Here is a 14,818-nt window from a genome sequence, read left to right on the forward strand (position 1 = left end):
CGCGTTACGCCGCGCGCTGCGCCAAAAAGCCCCAGTCCCAGGGCAACTGCTTCGAGCCGCGCGGCTTGCGCAGGCCGTCCACCGACCAGGGATAATATACCTTGGCGATCCGGGTCATCTCGAAGCCGGTCCCCGAGACGGTGGAGACCAACTCGTCGCGCTCGTAGAATTTCTGCCAGACGCCGTCACGATGGACGAGGCCGCCCGCCTTGATCTTGTCTGCCGATGCGCCGAGCTTGTTGACCATCAATTGCGATTCCATCGACGGCACCACCACCAGCGCAAAGCCCGACGGCTTGGTGACGTCGGCCATGGTCGACCACAGCGCGTCGCGCTTGGCCTGACGCGGCGAGGTGATGACGTTCAGGCAGACCGTGAGATCGGCGACGGTGCCGAGGACCTTCGCCGACCGGGTGACATCCATCGCGAGCCACTTCGCATTCGGAATGTCCGCGCACCGCTTCTTCGCACGCGCGACGATGCGCGGCGCGAAATCGATTCCGGTGATCCGCTCGAAGCGATGGCCGAATTTCTTGACGAAGCTGCCGACGCCGCAGCCGAGATCGACCAGTTCAAGATTCTTTCGCGAGCGGCAGGCCGCGGCGACGAAACGCGGCATCTGGCCACTCGTCTCGTCGGTGACGATATCGCACACCAGCGACTCGAACTTGGCCGCGTGCAGATCCCATTCAACTCGATTCACAGGAACCTCCCGTCGGTCTTTGTGAAGCCCGAATCGATTAAACAACAGAAATCCGTGCGGCGATACGCGTTGCGGGGCCGAATCTGTTGATCGATTTTCCGCTATAAGAGTTCCGCTTGCGCCATTAGCGTTTTGCGAATCCGTGTCATGGGCTAAACTTGATTCGGTTTTACCGATTCATTCGCGACATTCCTGCTCACACCTGTTGCCCAACATCCGGAGAACTCATCATGCGTCTGTCATCTGCCATTCGCGCCGCGCTGATCGCTGTGACGGCGCTCATCGGAGCCGGCCTCTCATCCGCTCATGCCGACAGCGGCACCGTGTCGCTCGTCATCTACAAGGCCGGATGGTTCATCGGTGGTTCGGGCGGCAGCGGCACGCTTAACTTCCGCGGCAGGAGCTATGCACTGTCCACCGGCGGCATCGATTATGGGCTGGTGTTCGGCGGATCGAAGACGGTGCTGCGCGGCCGGGTGAGCAACATCAACCGTCCGTCGGACGTCGCGGGTGTCTATGGCGCGGCGGGTGCCGGCATTGCGGTTGGCGGCGGCGCGCGCGCCATCGTGCTGACCAACCAGAAGGGCGCGGTGCTCGAACTGTCCGGCCGCCAGGTCGGGCTGATGGCGAACGCCGACCTCAGCGGACTTGCGATCACGTTGAAGTAAGCGCGCACCTGCGGCGCTCGCTGAATCATAAAGGCCGGGCACATGCCCGGCCTTTTTGCTTGATCAATGAACTATGGCCACAGGGAGCAGCGGAATACGGTGCCGCTACTTCTTGTCCTTGCGATGCTTCTTTTTCTTTTTGTGATGATCGTCGTCGTCATCGCCGTCATCATCATCTTGCACGCCAGCCGCTATGGCTGCGGCATAACGCGCGGCGGCTTCCTGCTCCTCGCGCTCCTTCGCTTCGCGCTCGCGCTTTTGGCGATGCTCTTCCCATGCGTCGAAAATCGTTTCGAGCCAGGGAAGGATTTCCTCGAAAGAAGGCAGGCGGCCGGGCGGCCCCTGCTCGCCGCGCGGGCCTTGCGCACCCACGGGGCCTTGCTTGCCTTGCGGACCTTGTTCGCCGCGCGGGCCTTGCGCGCCGGGCTTGCCCGCCGGTCCGGCTTCGCCGCGCTTGCCCTGCGGTCCTGCTTTGCCCGGCATCCCCGGCTTGCCGCGCGGACCTTCCGGCCCGGGGCGGCCCGGATGTCCTTGCGGTCCCGGCTTTCCGGGTTTTCCCTGCGGGCCTTGCGGTCCGCTCCGAGGTTGCCGTGTGGTCGCGTCGTTAGCCACGTCTGCACTCCAGGTGATTTGCTACAAGTGATTTGCTACGCTGTCTTTCTAGCAGCGTTTTCATGACTGCCATAACTCAGCGGAAGGCGCGGCCGATGGAATCGGCGGCGTTAGCCGTCTCCGCCTGCCGCAACAGTGGCTTGCGTGGTCTGTCGCGCCGATGCGCGGGATCTGCTCCATGCATCATGACCCAGCATCCCGACGGCCATCGCGGCGACGAACACGATCACCGGCAGGCTGAGGCCAGCGAGATTGACCAGCGCCGGGCCGGGGCAGAGCCCTACCAGTCCCCAGCCGATCCCGAACAGCACCGCACCGGTGACCAGCGGCGCATCGATGTCCTTGCGCGTCGGCCAGAGAGATTGCGCGGCAAACACCGGCGCGCCCCGCCGCCGTGCGAGCACAAAGCCGATGCTCGAGACCGTGACCGCACCGGCCATCACGAAAGCCAGCGTCGCGTCCCACGCGCCGAAGATGTCGAGGAAGCCGAGCACTTTCGCTGTATCCGTCATGCCGGAGATCAAAAGGCCCGCGCCGAAAATGAGTCCGCAGACGAAACTCACGAGAACGAGCGGCATCGCATCAGCCTCCGATCATGTGGCGCGCGATGGCGACGGTGGCGATGGCTGCCGCCATGAAGATCGCGGTGGCGGCCAGCGAACGCGCTGACAGCCGCGCGACGCCGCAGACGCCGTGACCCGACGTGCAACCGCCGCCCATGCGGCTGCCGAAGCCGACCAGCAGGCCCGCAACGACGATCACGATCAGGCTCGCGGGCATGGCGGGTGAGGGGAGCGGCGTGCCGGTGGCGAGTGCCGCGGTCAGCGGCGCTGCGATCAGGCCGGCGACGAAGGCGATCCGCCAGCCGCGATCGCTTATTGCGGGCGAAAGAAGCCCGCCAAAGATGCCGCTGATGCCGGCGACGCGTCCGGTCAGCAGCATCAGCATCGCTGCGGCGAGCCCGATCAGCCCGCCGCCGATCAATCCGGAAAGAGGCGTGAGGTTGTGCATGATTGTGCTTCCTTCTCAGGTGCGCCGCGACAGCGTGCGTCTGTGTCGAACCATCACCCAAATCCTGCCAGCACGGCACATTTTCCCGTGCGCCAGATCGCCGTCATCAGCATGCGCGCCGAATGCGCGCCGAGACAGCGCAACACTTTGCGGGTAACGGCCCGCCAATCCGGCGATTCGCGATGCTCCTTGTAACATCTCAATATCTGTCCGACGCTTGTGCTGACGGCCGCCTTGATCAGGCAGCCCAGGATCGGGTCTCCGGCGGGAATGGCGGCGATGGCATGCTCCAACGCATTGGGATTATCGACGAGGTCTGACAGATGGTTCCAAGCTTCGTCCGGAAGCGCGTCGTACGCAACATCTTCGGGCGGTCCGAATTCAGGCAGCGGTATTGTGCCGACGACCATATCGCCGTGCCGGATCACAATTTTCCAGGGCTTTGGCTTTTCGCTGGTCTCGAGCGTAACCGAGAACTCGACCGAAATAGTCGTCTTGGTGACTGCATATTCCTTCTTGCCGGTGATGGCGACGCTGACCGCATCTTCCATCATCGCGGCGTCGTCGAGATCCATCTCCAACGAATAGGTATTCCCTTCCGGATCTCTAAATGAATACGATCCAAGCGATGCCATGGTAGCCTCCAAATATATGAAAGCGTTGTTTTCAAGCTATCGATTTTCCTTCACGCGCAGCCATGAAAAGGCTCGCAAATCGAACGACGCTGGCTGCGTTTTATCAATTTCAAGGAGAGCCGATCCTTCAAGACGGTGATCAGCATACAGTCTTGGCGTTCGGTGTGTAGCGTCCGTCAATAGCATTAGCATCGCGGCGGCGATCAGCGCGCTCCCGCGAAGACCACGACGGCCTCAATCCCGGAAGCTGAACGGAATGCGCGGATCGTCGATCGGCAGGCGGCACTTGTCCGGATCGCGGGGATTGTAAGCCTTTGTCGGCATATTGGTGAACGTCGCGTCCTCACCGAGATTTTGCACGGCATGAACAACGAAAGGCGGAATCCGCAGCAGGCCGGGACGTTCCTTGCCGAGGATCAGAACCGAAAGCTGGTTGAAGGTCGGGCTGTCCTGCCGGATGTCGAACAGCGCGATCCGAAAGCGGCCGCGCGTATAGGCCAGCCGGTCGAACTGATGGCGATGATACACCCAGCCGCGGATCGATCCGGCTTTCGCTTCCACCTCATAGACATGCACGATCGGCTCGCTCAAGCCGTCGCGCGTGGTGAGAAGCTCGGTCAGCGCGCCACGATGATCGGTGCGCGCGACCAGCGGCGTCACCGTGACACCGTCGATCAGATCCGCGACAGGCGTGATAGCGGGCGCCTGCGCCGCCGCAACCGGCGCGTCCTGAACGAAATCGTTCGGGGTGACGAAGGTGGCGGGGGTGGAGTTCTTGGACGTGTTCATAAGGTGTGCCGCCTGATGGAAAGGCGAGACGTATACACCAGCGGGCGCTGAGAGGAAGGTGATCATCACTTGTAAATTTGAGTCGGCGCGTCATGTTTGATCGCACGATATATGTGGCTCGGCCCCATGCTGTGCCGAACGCAAGGAGAGTTTGAGATGTCGATGGAATTGTATGTCCTATCCGACCATCGACTGGAATCTATTGATGAGTGGCAACGGGCTATTGACGTAGGTGGCTTTCCGGTGCGGCTCTTCACGGGGCGGCCTTTCATCGAATTGAGCGGTGTATTGCCGGTTCAACTCGGTGACAGGCAGACAGCATTCGAATGTGGTCACTGGGATCTGGGTGATCTAGTGGAAACCTATACCGACATCGATTTCGGCCATCGCTGGAAATATACCCTCGCGTTTCGCTGGACTGGAAACCCTTACGAAGGGATCGCTGCGTACATGGCGGGTGGCGCTTACGCCAAGGCTACCGGTGGAGTCGTTTTCGATTGCGAGGAAGGAAAGATCATCTCGCCGGAGCGCGCAGGCGAGATTGCAGGAGAACTCGAACGGGACATTCCGATGATCGAGGAGGCGCTGCGGCGGATGACTGAGAAGCTTAGGAAGTAAGGGGAAATATGCTGGGAAAGAAAAAAGGCCGGACTCTCGCCCGGCCTTCCGTTTCCGATGGATGCCTGGGTCAAGCCCGGGCATGACGTTGAGGTTACTGCGGATCAGAAAGCCTTGTTGCTCTCTTTCACTGCCTCCGCCTCGACATAGACCTGTCCGCCCATCTTGACGAACTTCTCGCTCATTTGCGCCATGCCGTCGGCGATCACGCCCGAGATCGTTATGCCGACGCCGGGGAGCTTGCCGTCGAGATTGAGCGCGGCCTTCTCGTTGTCGCCGAGGGTCGCCGCATAGTCGCGCACGTCCTGCGTGATCTTCATCGAGCAGAATTTCGGGCCGCACATCGAGCAGAAATGCGCGACCTTGTGCGCTTCCTTCGGCAGCGTCTCGTCGTGATAGCTGCGCGCGGTGTCCGGATCGAGGCCGAGGTTGAACTGGTCCTCCCAGCGGAAGTCGAAGCGTGCGCGCGACAGCGCATCGTCACGGAGCTGTGCCGCCGGGTGACCCTTGGCGAGGTCGGAGGCGTGCGCCGCGATCTTGTAGGTGATGACGCCGACCTTGACGTCGTCACGGTTCGGCAGGCCGAGATGCTCCTTCGGCGTGACGTAGCAGAGCATCGCGCAGCCGAACCAGCCGATCATCGCGGCGCCGATGCCCGAGGTGATGTGATCGTAGCCCGGTGCGATGTCGGTGGTCAGCGGCCCGAGCGTGTAGAACGGCGCTTCGCCGCACTCCTTGAGCTGCTTGTCCATGTTGATCTTGATCTTGTGCATCGGCACATGGCCGGGGCCTTCGATCATCACCTGACAGCCTTTGTCCCATGCGATCTTGGTGAGTTCGCCGAGGGTCTCGAGTTCGGCGAACTGTGCGCGGTCGTTGGCGTCGGCGATCGAGCCGGGGCGGAGGCCGTCGCCCAAAGAAAATGAAACGTCATACTTGCGCATGAGGTCGCAGATTTCCTCGAAGTGGGTGTAGAGGAAACTCTCCTTGTGATGGGCGAGGCACCACTTTGCCATGATCGAGCCGCCGCGCGAGACGATGCCGGTGACGCGGTTGGCAGTAAGATGGATGTAGGGCAGGCGCACGCCGGCATGGATGGTGAAATAGTCCACGCCCTGTTCGCACTGTTCGATCAGCGTGTCCTTGTACAGTTCCCAGGTCAGCTTGACAGGGTCGCCGTCGCACTTCTCCAGCGCCTGGTAAATGGGCACGGTGCCGATCGGAATCGGCGCGTTGCGCAGAATCCATTCGCGGGTGGTGTGGATGTTGCGGCCGGTGGAGAGGTCCATCACGGTGTCCGCGCCCCAGCGGATCGCCCACACCATCTTGTCGACTTCTTCCTCGACCGACGACGTCACGGCGGAGTTGCCGATGTTGGCGTTGATCTTGGTCAGGAAGTTGCGGCCGATGATCATCGGCTCGAGTTCGGCGTGGTTGATGTTGCACGGGATGATCGCGCGGCCGCGTGCGATCTCGCTGCGGACGAATTCCGGCGTGATGAACGCCGGGATCTCTGCGCCGAACGACTCGCCATCGGCCAGCGCGGCTTCCGCCCGCTCCAACTGTTGCTTGCGCCCGAGGTTCTCGCGCGCCGCGACGTAGATCATCTCCTTGGTGATGATCCCCTTGCGGGCGAATTCAAGCTGCGTGATCGGCGCGTTGCCGACGCCTCGGATCGGCTTGTGGTGCGCCTTGAAGGCGGCGGCCGCATGGGACGCGCCGACATTGCCGTTGTCTTCCGGCTTGATCTGGCGGCCCTCATACTCCTCGACACCGCCGCGTTCCTTCACCCATGCAAGGCGGTTGCGCGCCAGACCGGCGTTGACGTCGATGATGACGTTCGGATCGGTGTAGGGGCCGGAGGTGTCGTACACGGGAAGATTGGGTTCGCCCGCGCCCTCGGACAGAATGATCTCGCGCAGGGGGACGCGCAGGTCCGCCGCCTCGTCCGGGGTCACGTAGATCTTGCGTGACGAGGTCAAGCCGCCGGTGGTGACGGCGGGCTTGATGTCGGCCGTGTTGATTTGTTTGTTCATGGCGTCCTCCTTTGAGGTGTGTTTGTCGATCCTGGGTCGTCATTGCGAGCGAAGCGAAGCAATCCATTCTTATGAAGAACGGATGGATTGCTTCGTCGCTTGCGCTCCTCGCAATGACGGTTGTTTCCTGTTCGCATCACGCCAACTCCGCGGCCGCGTCGAGCCAGGCGCGCACGCGCGCATCCGGATCGGCGTTCTGGGTGACGTCGCTGACGACGGCGATGGAATTGGCGCCCGCGGCAAAAATCATTTCGGCCTGTTCGAGCTTGATGCCGCCGATGGCGACCAGCGGAATGTCGCCGATCAGCAATTTCCATGCTGTGATGCGCTCAACGCCCTGCGGCGCGAACCTCATCTTCTTCAGCGTGGTCTCGTAGATCGGGCCGAGCGCGATGTAGTCGGGCTTGTAGGCCAGCGCGTTGTCGAGCTCGGCTTCGTCATGGGTCGAGAGGCCAAGAGTCAAGCCCGCGCGGCGGATCGCATGCACATCGGCGGTGTCGAGGTCTTCCTGGCCGAGATGCAGATGCTGTGCGCCGGCGTCGATGGCCGCGCGCCAGTAGTCATTGACCACCAGTTTCGTCTGCGTGTCTTTGGTAACGGCCAGCGCCTCCTTCACGATGGCGAGCGCCGCTGCGTCGTCGAGATTCTTCGCCCGCAACTGCACGGTGCCGACGCCGAGCTTTGTCATCCGCGCGACCCACGCGACGCTGTCGACCACGGGATAGAAACGATCAGGATACGGCATGCCAGAACGGTGTCCCAACGACAGGGGTTGAAGGAGAAGCGAAATCGCGCGCGCCCATCAGGCCGGCTTCATATCCGGCGCGGCCGGCTTCGGCGGCGAGGCGGAAGGCGTTGCCCATGGCGACCGGATCGTCGGCCTTGGCGATGGCGGTGTTGAGCAGCACGGCGTCATAGCCAAGCTCGAAGGCCTCGGCGGCATGCGACGGCGCGCCGATGCCGGCGTCGACCACAAGCGTGATGTCGGGCAGGCGGGCGCGCAGCAGCTTCAGCGCATCGCGGTTGGTGATTCCGCGTGCACTGCCGATGGGAGAGGCCCAGGGCATCACAACCTTGCATCCGGCATCGACCAGACGCGAGGCGACACTCAAATCTTCGGTGCAGTAGGGGAACACCTCGAAGCCGTCCTTGATCAGGATGGAGGCCGCTTCGACAAGGCCGACCACGTCGGGCTGCAGCGTCTCGTCGTCGGCGATGACTTCCAGCTTGATCCACGGGGTGTTGAACAGTTCGCGCGCGAGCTTTGCCGTGGTGACGGCTTCACGCACGCTCTTGCAGCCGGCGGTGTTCGGCAGCACCGTCACTTTCAGCTCGCGGATCAGCGACCAGAACTGGTCGCCGGTCTTGCCGCCCGCGGTTTCGCGGCGCACGGATACCGTGACGATTTCGCTGCCGGCGGCGCGAATCGCGTCCTGCATGATCTTCGGCGAGGGATACAGCGCGCTGCCGATCAGCAGGCGCGAGGAGAATTCGCGGTCGTAGAATTTCAGCATGGGAGCACCTTCTGCTCCCTCTCCCCGCTTGCGGGGAGAGGGTTGGGGTGAGGGGCAGCGCACTGCGCGTGAACCTGCCCCTCACCCGGAGCCTTCGCTGCGCTCAGTCTCCGACCTCTCCCCGTAAACGGGGAGAGGTGACAGATGGGTTCCCGCCTTCGCGGAGACGACGTGGAGAGATTTTTCATTTCAGCCTCCCTGCCGCGGCGTGAGGATTTCAACCGCGTCGTTGTCGTTCAGCGGCGTCTCGGCCCAGCGTGCGCGCGGCACCACGTCGTAGTTCACCGCGACGGCCAGATGCGTGCCTTCATACTCGAGTTCGGCCAGCAGCGCGTCGACGCGCGTGGCCTTGGTCTCGACGCGTTCGCCGTTGACGATCAGGAACATTGCATCACCTCGTTGTCCATCACTTCGTTATCAATGGCGCCGCGCTTGACATAGGCCAGCGTCAGTTCGGCAAGGGCAGGCGCCAGCAGGAAGCCGTGGCGATAAAGCCCGTTGACGGAAATGCGCTTCGCGTCGATCGCGATACGCGGCAGGTTGTCAGGGAAAGCCGGGCGCAGGCCCGCGCCGAATTCGAGAATGCGCGCTTCGCCGAACGCCGGATGCACCGCATAGGCGGCGCTGAGCAGTTCAAGCGCGGAGCGCACGCTGACGCCGGTGTCCTCGCTCTCGATCGAGGTCGCACCCAGCATGAAGCGGTTGCCGTCACGCGGGATCACGTAAAGCATCCAGCGCGGATGGAGGAAGCGGACCGGACGCGACAGCTGCACATCGGGCGTCTGGATGACGATCATCTCGCCCTTGACGCCGCGCAGACCGGAATACGCGTCGCGCGCGCCAGATTCTCTCGCAGCCAGACCGCGGCAATCGATGACAATACCGGATGTGATCTTGTCGGGATCGCAATCGCTTTCGAATTTGATCGCCGCGCCGGCCTCGGTCAGTTTCGCATGCAGCTTTGGCAGCACGGTGCGCGGCTCGACATGGCCTTCGCCGGGAAAGAACAGCGCCTCGCGGAAACGTCCGTCGAGGGATGGTTCGAGGCTCGCAATGCCGGAGGCATCGAGGCGCTCATGATCGGTGGTCAGCCTGGCAAAGCGCTCGAAATCGGTGCGGTCGCGGGGATGTGACACCACCAGCGAGCCGTTGAACGGCGTCTCCGGAAGCTGTTCGCGCCACAGATCGAGCGAACGGATGCCGAGGCGGGTGATGACCGGTTCGGAAGCTTCGCGCTCGCACCACGGCGCCAGCATGCCGCCGGCCCAGTGGCTGGTCGCCTGCATCATGGCGGCGTCGCCGCGCTCGTGCAGCGTGACGTCGTAACCGGCGCGCGCGAACAGCAATGCCTGCCATGAGCCGGCAATGCCCGCACCGATAATATTGATGGAAGATTCCCCTTGCGGAGATTTGACGCTCTGTAACATCCCTGTCCCTTCGCCGGCATGACCCGGATCAGGTTCAAAGGGTCACCGCGCATTGTGCGGTATCTCAGCTCCACGCCGGAGCCCCCCTCGGAACATCAATACGATAGACCTGATGATCCTGCGTTTCAATGGCTGGACCCGCGATGTGGCATGGCTTTTCCGCATCGTGGAAACGCGTTTTCGCATTTCGCATCGCGAAGGCAGCGCCGAGCGGCCGGCGAGTAAGGGTTCGTTGACCTTGGGGTGACGCAATTCGAGGCCGTTTTGTGCCTGTTCCGGGCAAGATCGGCAGCCCGAGTTTACCCGGAATTATGCCGCCGGTGGTTAGGTCGCGGAAACAGGTTCCGCGCTTCAGGATCAATAATGAGTATCGCCGGTCTCGATCACATCGGGCACAAGCCGGGCACGGCCGAAAGGATCTTCGGCCAGGTGCCGGCATGGCTGTGGTTCGGCGCCGGGCTGTTCCTGCTGATGGTGATCGGCGGCAACCGGTCGCTGCAGGACGCCGACACCTACTGGCAGATCGTGGTCGGGCAATCGATCATCGATCATCGCGCGCTGCCTCATACCGACATCTATTCGTTCACGAGACATGGCGCGCCGTGGATATCGTCGTCTTGGCTGGCGCAGGTTCTCTATGCCGCATCATACGCGGTGGCGGGTTGGGCAGGGCCGGTGATCCTTGCCGCGCTTGGAACGGCGGCGGCATTCGCGCTGCTGGTTCACATCCTGTGCCGGTATTTTTCGGCGGCGCATGCGGTCATCGTGGCGATGGGCTCGGTGCTGATGTCCGCGCATCATTTCGTCGCGCGCCCGCATCTGCTGGCGCTGCCGGTGATGGTGGCGTGGGTTTACGGTCTGGTGAAGGCCAGCGATGGGCGCAGGGCGCCGTCATTCCGGCTGCTGCCGCTCATTATACTGTGGGCGAACCTGCACGGCGGCTTCGTGCTTGGGCTGGCGCTGATCGCGCCGTTTGCGCTCGATGCGCTGTGGAACGCGCAATCGCCGCAGAGATTTTCGCTGACGCTGCGATGGGCGGCATTCGGCATCGGTGCGCTTCTGGCGAGCTGGATCACGCCCTACGGCTGGAATTCACTGCTGGCCGCGCGCCAGATTCTCGATCTCGGTCCCGCGATGCCGCTGATCGCCGAATGGCAGGCTGCCGACTTCAGCAGTCTCGGCGTGTTCGAGATTTGCCTCTTTGCCGCCGTGGCCGGTGCGCTCTGGCGCGGCATCGTGCTGTCGCCGCCCCGCATCCTGCTGGTGCTCGGCCTGCTGCACATGGCGCTTTCGCACAATCGCAATATCGAGGTGTTCGCGCTGCTGACGCCGCTGGTGGTCGCCGGTCCGCTCGCTGCGCAACTCGGAAGAGCTGAAGCTGTTGCGCGGACGAGAAGCTGGATTGGCGTTGTCGCTGTTGTTCTCGGTGTCGTGGGGGCGACCACGGCCTTTGCCGTGAGCCATACCTTTTCACCGATGGTCAGCCAGACCCCCGCTGCGGCGGTCGATGTGCTGAAGGCCCGCAAGGCATCGCGAATTCTCCACAACGCCGGCTTCGGCGGCTATCTTATCACACAGGGCATTCCGACCTTCTTCGACGGACGCGGCGAACTTTATGGCGCGCCGTTTCTCGTCAAGACATTCGACGCGCTCGCGCTCCGGGACGTCGGCGGATTTCTCGGCCTGCTCGACAGCTACAAGATCGACGCGACGCTGCTGACGCCGGAGACGCCCGCGGCCGGACTTCTCGACCGGCTCGATGACTGGCAGCGCATCCATACCGACGGCATTGCCGTCGTTCACGTTCGCAAGATGGAAAAAACAGAACCAGCGGAAGGCGCGGCACGATGACCGCACAGACCATCGACGCAGCACCGGCGGAGCGCTGCACGCTGCCGATATGGGTCGGCCTTATCGTCTATGCCGTGCTGCTGAGCACCGGCAACCGGCTGCTGATCGATCCCGATACATTCTGGCAGGTCGCGGTCGGGCAGTGGATGGTCGATCACCGCACGGTGCCGGTGACAGATGTGTATTCGTTCACGATGCAGGGCCAGCCATGGATGTCGACGCAGTGGCTGGCGCAGGTGATCTTCAGCCAGGTCCATGGATGGTTCGGCTGGGCGGGGCTTGTCGCGCTGACGGCGCTGGCGATTGCCGTGACGTACATGCTGCTGACGCGGTTCCTGGTTCGCTATTTCGGCGACACGCCGGTGATGATCCTGCTTCCGGTCTCGTTCCTCATCGGACTGCCACATTTCTACGCGCGGCCGCATGCTCTGGCGCTGCCGGTGATGGTAGCGTGGGTTGCCGGATTGCTCTCGGCCGCTGAGCGGCGGCAAGCGCCGCCGTTCGTCTTGGTCTTGCTGATGACGCTGTGGGCGAACCTGCATGGCGGTTTCGTTCTCGGCCTGATGCTGATCGGCCCGATCGCGCTGGATGCGGTCCTGAATGTCGAGGCATCCGCGCGGCTGCGGCTGTTGCTGCGCTGGTTCGTGTTCGGGCTCGTCGCGCTCGCGGCGAGTTGCCTCACGCCCTATGGCTGGAATTCGCTGCTGGCGGCGCGCGCCATTCTCAATCTTGGCGAGGCGCTGACCCTGATCCGCGAATGGGCCCCGGCCGATTTTAGTTTCCTCGGCCCGCTGGAAGCGGGCGCGCTGCTGATCATCGTGCTTGCGTTTCTCAAGGGTGTGAAGCTGCCCTTGATGCGCACGGTGCTGTTTGTCGGCCTGCTGTATATGGCGCTGGCGCATATCCGCAACGCGGACGTGTTTGCACTTCTCGGGCCGATGGTGGTTGCCGCGCCGCTGGCCGCGCAGTTCGGCGGACGCAGCGACGCCGGCCTGACCTTTCCGCAGTCTCCAGGACTCGCGGCAGCGCTCACGGTGGTGCTGATGCTCGGGATGACCATGGCGGCGCTTGCCATGGGGCAATATCGCCCGGCAGCGAACATGTCGCCGGTCGCGGCGGTGCAGGCATTGAAGCAGTATCACGTGCAGCGGGTGTTCAACGATTATGATTTCGGCGGTTACCTGATCTCGCAGGGTGTCGCACCGTACATTGATGGCCGGACTGAACTGTACGGCGAGAAATTTGTGGTCGAGCACAGTGCGGCAAGAGGCTTGCGCAATCCGGCAAGCTTCTTCGACCTGCTGGAGCGCCACAAGATCGACGCGACCCTGCTGCGCAAAAAGACGCCGGGCGCGCAGCTGCTCGATCAGATCGATGGCTGGCGCAAGGTGTTCGCCGATGACGATGTGGTCGTCCATGTCCGCGATGCGGCCGCGCGCCATACCGTCCAGCCCAACGTCAAGCCGCCGGAAGGCGCCGCGCGATGACGACGCAGGCCAGCGGCGTTCCGGCAATGTGGCTATCGTTGGTGACAGGCGTGTGCGTTTACGCGGGACTGCTCGCGCTGGGCGATCGCATGCTGGCCGATCCCGACACGTTCTGGCAGATCAAGGTCGGCCAGTGGATTCTCGATAACGGGGCCGTTCCGCGAACCGATATCTTTTCCTTCACGATGCAGGGCCAGCCCTGGATCTCGACGCAGTGGCTGGCACAGGCCTGTTACGCGCTCGCTTTCTCGACCGCAGGCTGGGGCGGACCCGTCGTCCTGACGGCCGCATCGATCGCGACCGCGTTCGCGCTGCTTGCGTGGTTTCTCGCGCGGCGTCTGGATAAATCCGTTGTCCTCGTTCTTCTGATGGCCGCGGTCGCGATTGCGTCGCCGCACTTTCTGGTGCGGCCGCACGCCCTCGCCATGCCGGTGATGGTGGCCTGGGTTGCGGGCCTGATTGCAGCGGCCGACCGCGGCGTTGCGCCGTCACTCTGGCTGCTGCCGCTGATGACCCTCTGGGCCAATCTTCACGGCAGTTTTGTCTTCGGTCTCGTGCTGGTCGGGGCGATTGCGCTCGACGCCCTGATGAACGTAGAGCGTCCTGCACGCGCTCCGTTGCTGATGCGCTGGTTCGTGTTTGGTTTGATCGCGCTGGCGGCGAGTTGCATCACGCCCTATGGCTGGAATTCGCTGCTCGCGGCCCGCAACATTCTCAATCTCGGCGCGGCGTTGTCGATGATTACCGAATGGCGGCCCGCCGACTTCACGCGCTTCGGCGCTTTCGAGGGCGTTCTGCTGCTTGGGCTGGGGGCGATCCTGTTCAAAGGATTGAAGCTCCCCTTGATGCGTATCGTGCTGACGCTTGGGCTGCTTCACATGGCGCTGGCGAGCGTGCGCAATGCCGCGGTGCTGGCGTTACTGCTGCCGATCGTGCTGGCTGCGCCACTGGCGGCGCGTTTCGGACAGGCGGCGATCCTGCCGACGAATGGCACACGGCCACGGTCGATGGTTGCAGTGGCGGCGCTGGTGCCGGTTATCGCGATAACAGCATTTGCGATAGCGACCGGCCGATATACGCCGCCGTCCGGTATTGCGCCGGCCGTTGCCGCATTGAAGGATCGTGGCGTATCGCGGGTGCTGAACGATTATGACTTCGGCGGCTACTTGATCTGGTCGGGAGTGCCGGTTGCGATTGACGGGCGAACCGAACTGTACGGCGAACGCTTCATGGTCGATCTCGATCGCGCCATGATGCTGAAGAATCCGGACGTGCTGTTCGACATGCTCAAGTCACAACGCATCGACGCGACGCTGCTGTGGCGGCGAACCCCGGCCGCGCAACTGTTCGATCATGTCGATGGCTGGAAGAAGGTTTTCGCCGACGACAACGTCGTGGCGCATGTGCGCGATCCATCGGCGCGCCACTTGGCCGAGCCAGAAATAAAGCCGGCTTCTAACTGAAGCC

17 protein-coding genes and 1 riboswitch are annotated in these 14,818 nt (G+C 63.0%); of the genes, 6 read left to right on the forward strand and 11 right to left on the reverse strand.

Going from position 1 to position 14,818, the window contains the following annotated elements:
- Window positions 1-4: 4 nt before the first annotated feature.
- Complete coding sequence (locus tag I554_RS0114315; protein WP_024576411.1) at window positions 5-703, reverse strand: class I SAM-dependent methyltransferase; 699 nt, start codon at window positions 701-703, stop codon at window positions 5-7.
- Between the two features lie 230 nt (window positions 704-933).
- On the opposite strand from I554_RS0114315, the gene I554_RS0114320 reads away from it, so the two are divergent.
- The gene (locus I554_RS0114320) at window positions 934-1,371 is read left to right on the forward strand and encodes a hypothetical protein (protein WP_024576410.1); all 438 of its coding nucleotides are present in this window, start codon (window positions 934-936) and stop codon (window positions 1,369-1,371) included.
- A 105-nt stretch (window positions 1,372-1,476) separates the two neighbouring features.
- On the opposite strand, the gene I554_RS0114325 is transcribed toward I554_RS0114320, so the two are convergent.
- The 5 genes from I554_RS0114325 to I554_RS0114345 form a co-directional block, all read right to left on the reverse strand.
- On the reverse strand, window positions 1,477-1,983 hold the full coding sequence (locus I554_RS0114325; protein ID WP_024576409.1) for a collagen-like protein: 507 nt from the start codon (window positions 1,981-1,983) through the stop codon (window positions 1,477-1,479).
- Window positions 1,984-2,093: 110 nt separating this feature from the next.
- Complete coding sequence (locus I554_RS0114330) at window positions 2,094-2,561, reverse strand: DUF6691 family protein (RefSeq protein WP_024576408.1); 468 nt, start codon at window positions 2,559-2,561, stop codon at window positions 2,094-2,096.
- A gap of 4 nt (window positions 2,562-2,565) precedes the next feature.
- Entirely contained in the window at window positions 2,566-2,994 is a 429-nt protein-coding gene (locus I554_RS0114335; protein ID WP_024576407.1) for a YeeE/YedE thiosulfate transporter family protein, read from the reverse strand.
- Between the two features lie 53 nt (window positions 2,995-3,047).
- The gene (locus I554_RS0114340; RefSeq protein WP_152527671.1) at window positions 3,048-3,629 is read right to left on the reverse strand and encodes a hypothetical protein; all 582 of its coding nucleotides are present in this window, start codon (window positions 3,627-3,629) and stop codon (window positions 3,048-3,050) included.
- Between the two features lie 234 nt (window positions 3,630-3,863).
- A complete protein-coding gene (locus I554_RS0114345) occupies window positions 3,864-4,418 on the reverse strand; it encodes a dTDP-4-dehydrorhamnose 3,5-epimerase family protein (RefSeq protein ID WP_024576405.1) in 555 nt (184 codons plus the stop codon).
- A gap of 156 nt (window positions 4,419-4,574) precedes the next feature.
- On the opposite strand from I554_RS0114345, the gene I554_RS0114350 reads away from it, so the two are divergent.
- On the forward strand, window positions 4,575-5,036 hold the full coding sequence (locus I554_RS0114350) for a hypothetical protein (RefSeq protein WP_024576404.1): 462 nt from the start codon (window positions 4,575-4,577) through the stop codon (window positions 5,034-5,036).
- Window positions 5,037-5,140: 104 nt separating this feature from the next.
- Here the strand turns inward: I554_RS0114350 and thiC are convergent, their stop codons facing one another.
- The 5 genes from thiC to I554_RS0114375 all read right to left on the reverse strand — a co-directional run bounded on the left by thiC (window position 5,141) and on the right by I554_RS0114375 (window position 10,013).
- The gene (gene thiC, locus I554_RS0114355; protein WP_024576403.1) at window positions 5,141-7,072 is read right to left on the reverse strand and encodes a phosphomethylpyrimidine synthase ThiC; all 1,932 of its coding nucleotides are present in this window, start codon (window positions 7,070-7,072) and stop codon (window positions 5,141-5,143) included.
- Between the two features lie 136 nt (window positions 7,073-7,208).
- The gene (locus I554_RS0114360; protein ID WP_024576402.1) at window positions 7,209-7,817 is read right to left on the reverse strand and encodes a thiamine phosphate synthase; all 609 of its coding nucleotides are present in this window, start codon (window positions 7,815-7,817) and stop codon (window positions 7,209-7,211) included.
- Entirely contained in the window at window positions 7,804-8,586 is a 783-nt protein-coding gene (locus I554_RS0114365; RefSeq protein ID WP_024576401.1) for a thiazole synthase, read from the reverse strand. Before I554_RS0114365 ends, I554_RS0114360 begins: the two co-directional genes overlap by 14 nt.
- Before the next feature lie 189 nt (window positions 8,587-8,775).
- Window positions 8,776-8,973 (reverse strand): sulfur carrier protein ThiS, encoded by a 198-nt coding sequence (gene thiS / locus I554_RS0114370; protein WP_024576400.1) that lies wholly within the window; start codon window positions 8,971-8,973, stop codon window positions 8,776-8,778.
- Window positions 8,964-10,013: an FAD-dependent oxidoreductase gene (locus tag I554_RS0114375; protein WP_024576399.1), complete on the reverse strand. Its 1,050-nt coding sequence runs from the start codon at window positions 10,011-10,013 to the stop codon at window positions 8,964-8,966. Before I554_RS0114375 ends, thiS begins: the two co-directional genes overlap by 10 nt.
- Window positions 10,001-10,111: riboswitch (TPP riboswitch) on the reverse strand. It overlaps the preceding gene by 13 nt.
- A gap of 14 nt (window positions 10,112-10,125) precedes the next feature.
- Between I554_RS0114375 and I554_RS27740 the strand changes: the two genes are divergently transcribed.
- The 4 genes from I554_RS27740 to I554_RS0114395 all read left to right on the forward strand — a co-directional run bounded on the left by I554_RS27740 (window position 10,126) and on the right by I554_RS0114395 (window position 14,814).
- Entirely contained in the window at window positions 10,126-10,260 is a 135-nt protein-coding gene (locus I554_RS27740; RefSeq protein ID WP_275450902.1) for a hypothetical protein, read from the forward strand.
- A 116-nt stretch (window positions 10,261-10,376) separates the two neighbouring features.
- A complete protein-coding gene (locus I554_RS0114385; RefSeq protein WP_024576398.1) occupies window positions 10,377-11,864 on the forward strand; it encodes a hypothetical protein in 1,488 nt (495 codons plus the stop codon).
- A complete protein-coding gene (locus I554_RS0114390; RefSeq protein WP_024576397.1) occupies window positions 11,861-13,351 on the forward strand; it encodes a hypothetical protein in 1,491 nt (496 codons plus the stop codon). Before I554_RS0114385 ends, I554_RS0114390 begins: the two co-directional genes overlap by 4 nt.
- Entirely contained in the window at window positions 13,348-14,814 is a 1,467-nt protein-coding gene (locus tag I554_RS0114395) for a hypothetical protein (RefSeq protein ID WP_024576396.1), read from the forward strand. The genes I554_RS0114390 and I554_RS0114395 overlap by 4 nt, the downstream gene beginning before the upstream one ends.
- The last annotated feature ends 4 nt before the right edge of the window (window positions 14,815-14,818 follow it).

It is taken from the genome of Afipia sp. OHSU_II-C1 (assembly GCF_000497575.1).
GTDB lineage: Bacteria > Pseudomonadota > Alphaproteobacteria > Rhizobiales > Xanthobacteraceae > Afipia.

What these genes read in the sequence shown, in the direction of transcription:
- I554_RS0114320 (WP_024576410.1), top strand. Translation starts at nt 934, where the DNA reads ATGCGTCTGTCATCTGCCATTCGCGCCGCGCTGATCGCTGTGACGGCG.
- I554_RS0114330 (WP_024576408.1), bottom strand. Translation starts at nt 2,561, where the DNA reads ATGCCGCTCGTTCTCGTGAGTTTCGTCTGCGGACTCATTTTCGGCGCG.
- I554_RS0114335 (WP_024576407.1), bottom strand. Translation starts at nt 2,994, where the DNA reads ATGCACAACCTCACGCCTCTTTCCGGATTGATCGGCGGCGGGCTGATC.
- I554_RS0114340 (WP_152527671.1), bottom strand. Translation starts at nt 3,629, where the DNA reads ATGGCATCGCTTGGATCGTATTCATTTAGAGATCCGGAAGGGAATACC.
- I554_RS0114345 (WP_024576405.1), bottom strand. Translation starts at nt 4,418, where the DNA reads ATGAACACGTCCAAGAACTCCACCCCCGCCACCTTCGTCACCCCGAAC.
- I554_RS0114350 (WP_024576404.1), top strand. Translation starts at nt 4,575, where the DNA reads ATGTCGATGGAATTGTATGTCCTATCCGACCATCGACTGGAATCTATT.
- thiC (WP_024576403.1), bottom strand. Translation starts at nt 7,072, where the DNA reads ATGAACAAACAAATCAACACGGCCGACATCAAGCCCGCCGTCACCACC.
- I554_RS0114360 (WP_024576402.1), bottom strand. Translation starts at nt 7,817, where the DNA reads ATGCCGTATCCTGATCGTTTCTATCCCGTGGTCGACAGCGTCGCGTGG.
- I554_RS0114365 (WP_024576401.1), bottom strand. Translation starts at nt 8,586, where the DNA reads ATGCTGAAATTCTACGACCGCGAATTCTCCTCGCGCCTGCTGATCGGC.
- thiS (WP_024576400.1), bottom strand. Translation starts at nt 8,973, where the DNA reads ATGTTCCTGATCGTCAACGGCGAACGCGTCGAGACCAAGGCCACGCGC.
- I554_RS0114375 (WP_024576399.1), bottom strand. Translation starts at nt 10,013, where the DNA reads ATGTTACAGAGCGTCAAATCTCCGCAAGGGGAATCTTCCATCAATATT.
- I554_RS27740 (WP_275450902.1), top strand. Translation starts at nt 10,126, where the DNA reads ATGATCCTGCGTTTCAATGGCTGGACCCGCGATGTGGCATGGCTTTTC.
- I554_RS0114385 (WP_024576398.1), top strand. Translation starts at nt 10,377, where the DNA reads ATGAGTATCGCCGGTCTCGATCACATCGGGCACAAGCCGGGCACGGCC.
- I554_RS0114390 (WP_024576397.1), top strand. Translation starts at nt 11,861, where the DNA reads ATGACCGCACAGACCATCGACGCAGCACCGGCGGAGCGCTGCACGCTG.
- I554_RS0114395 (WP_024576396.1), top strand. Translation starts at nt 13,348, where the DNA reads ATGACGACGCAGGCCAGCGGCGTTCCGGCAATGTGGCTATCGTTGGTG.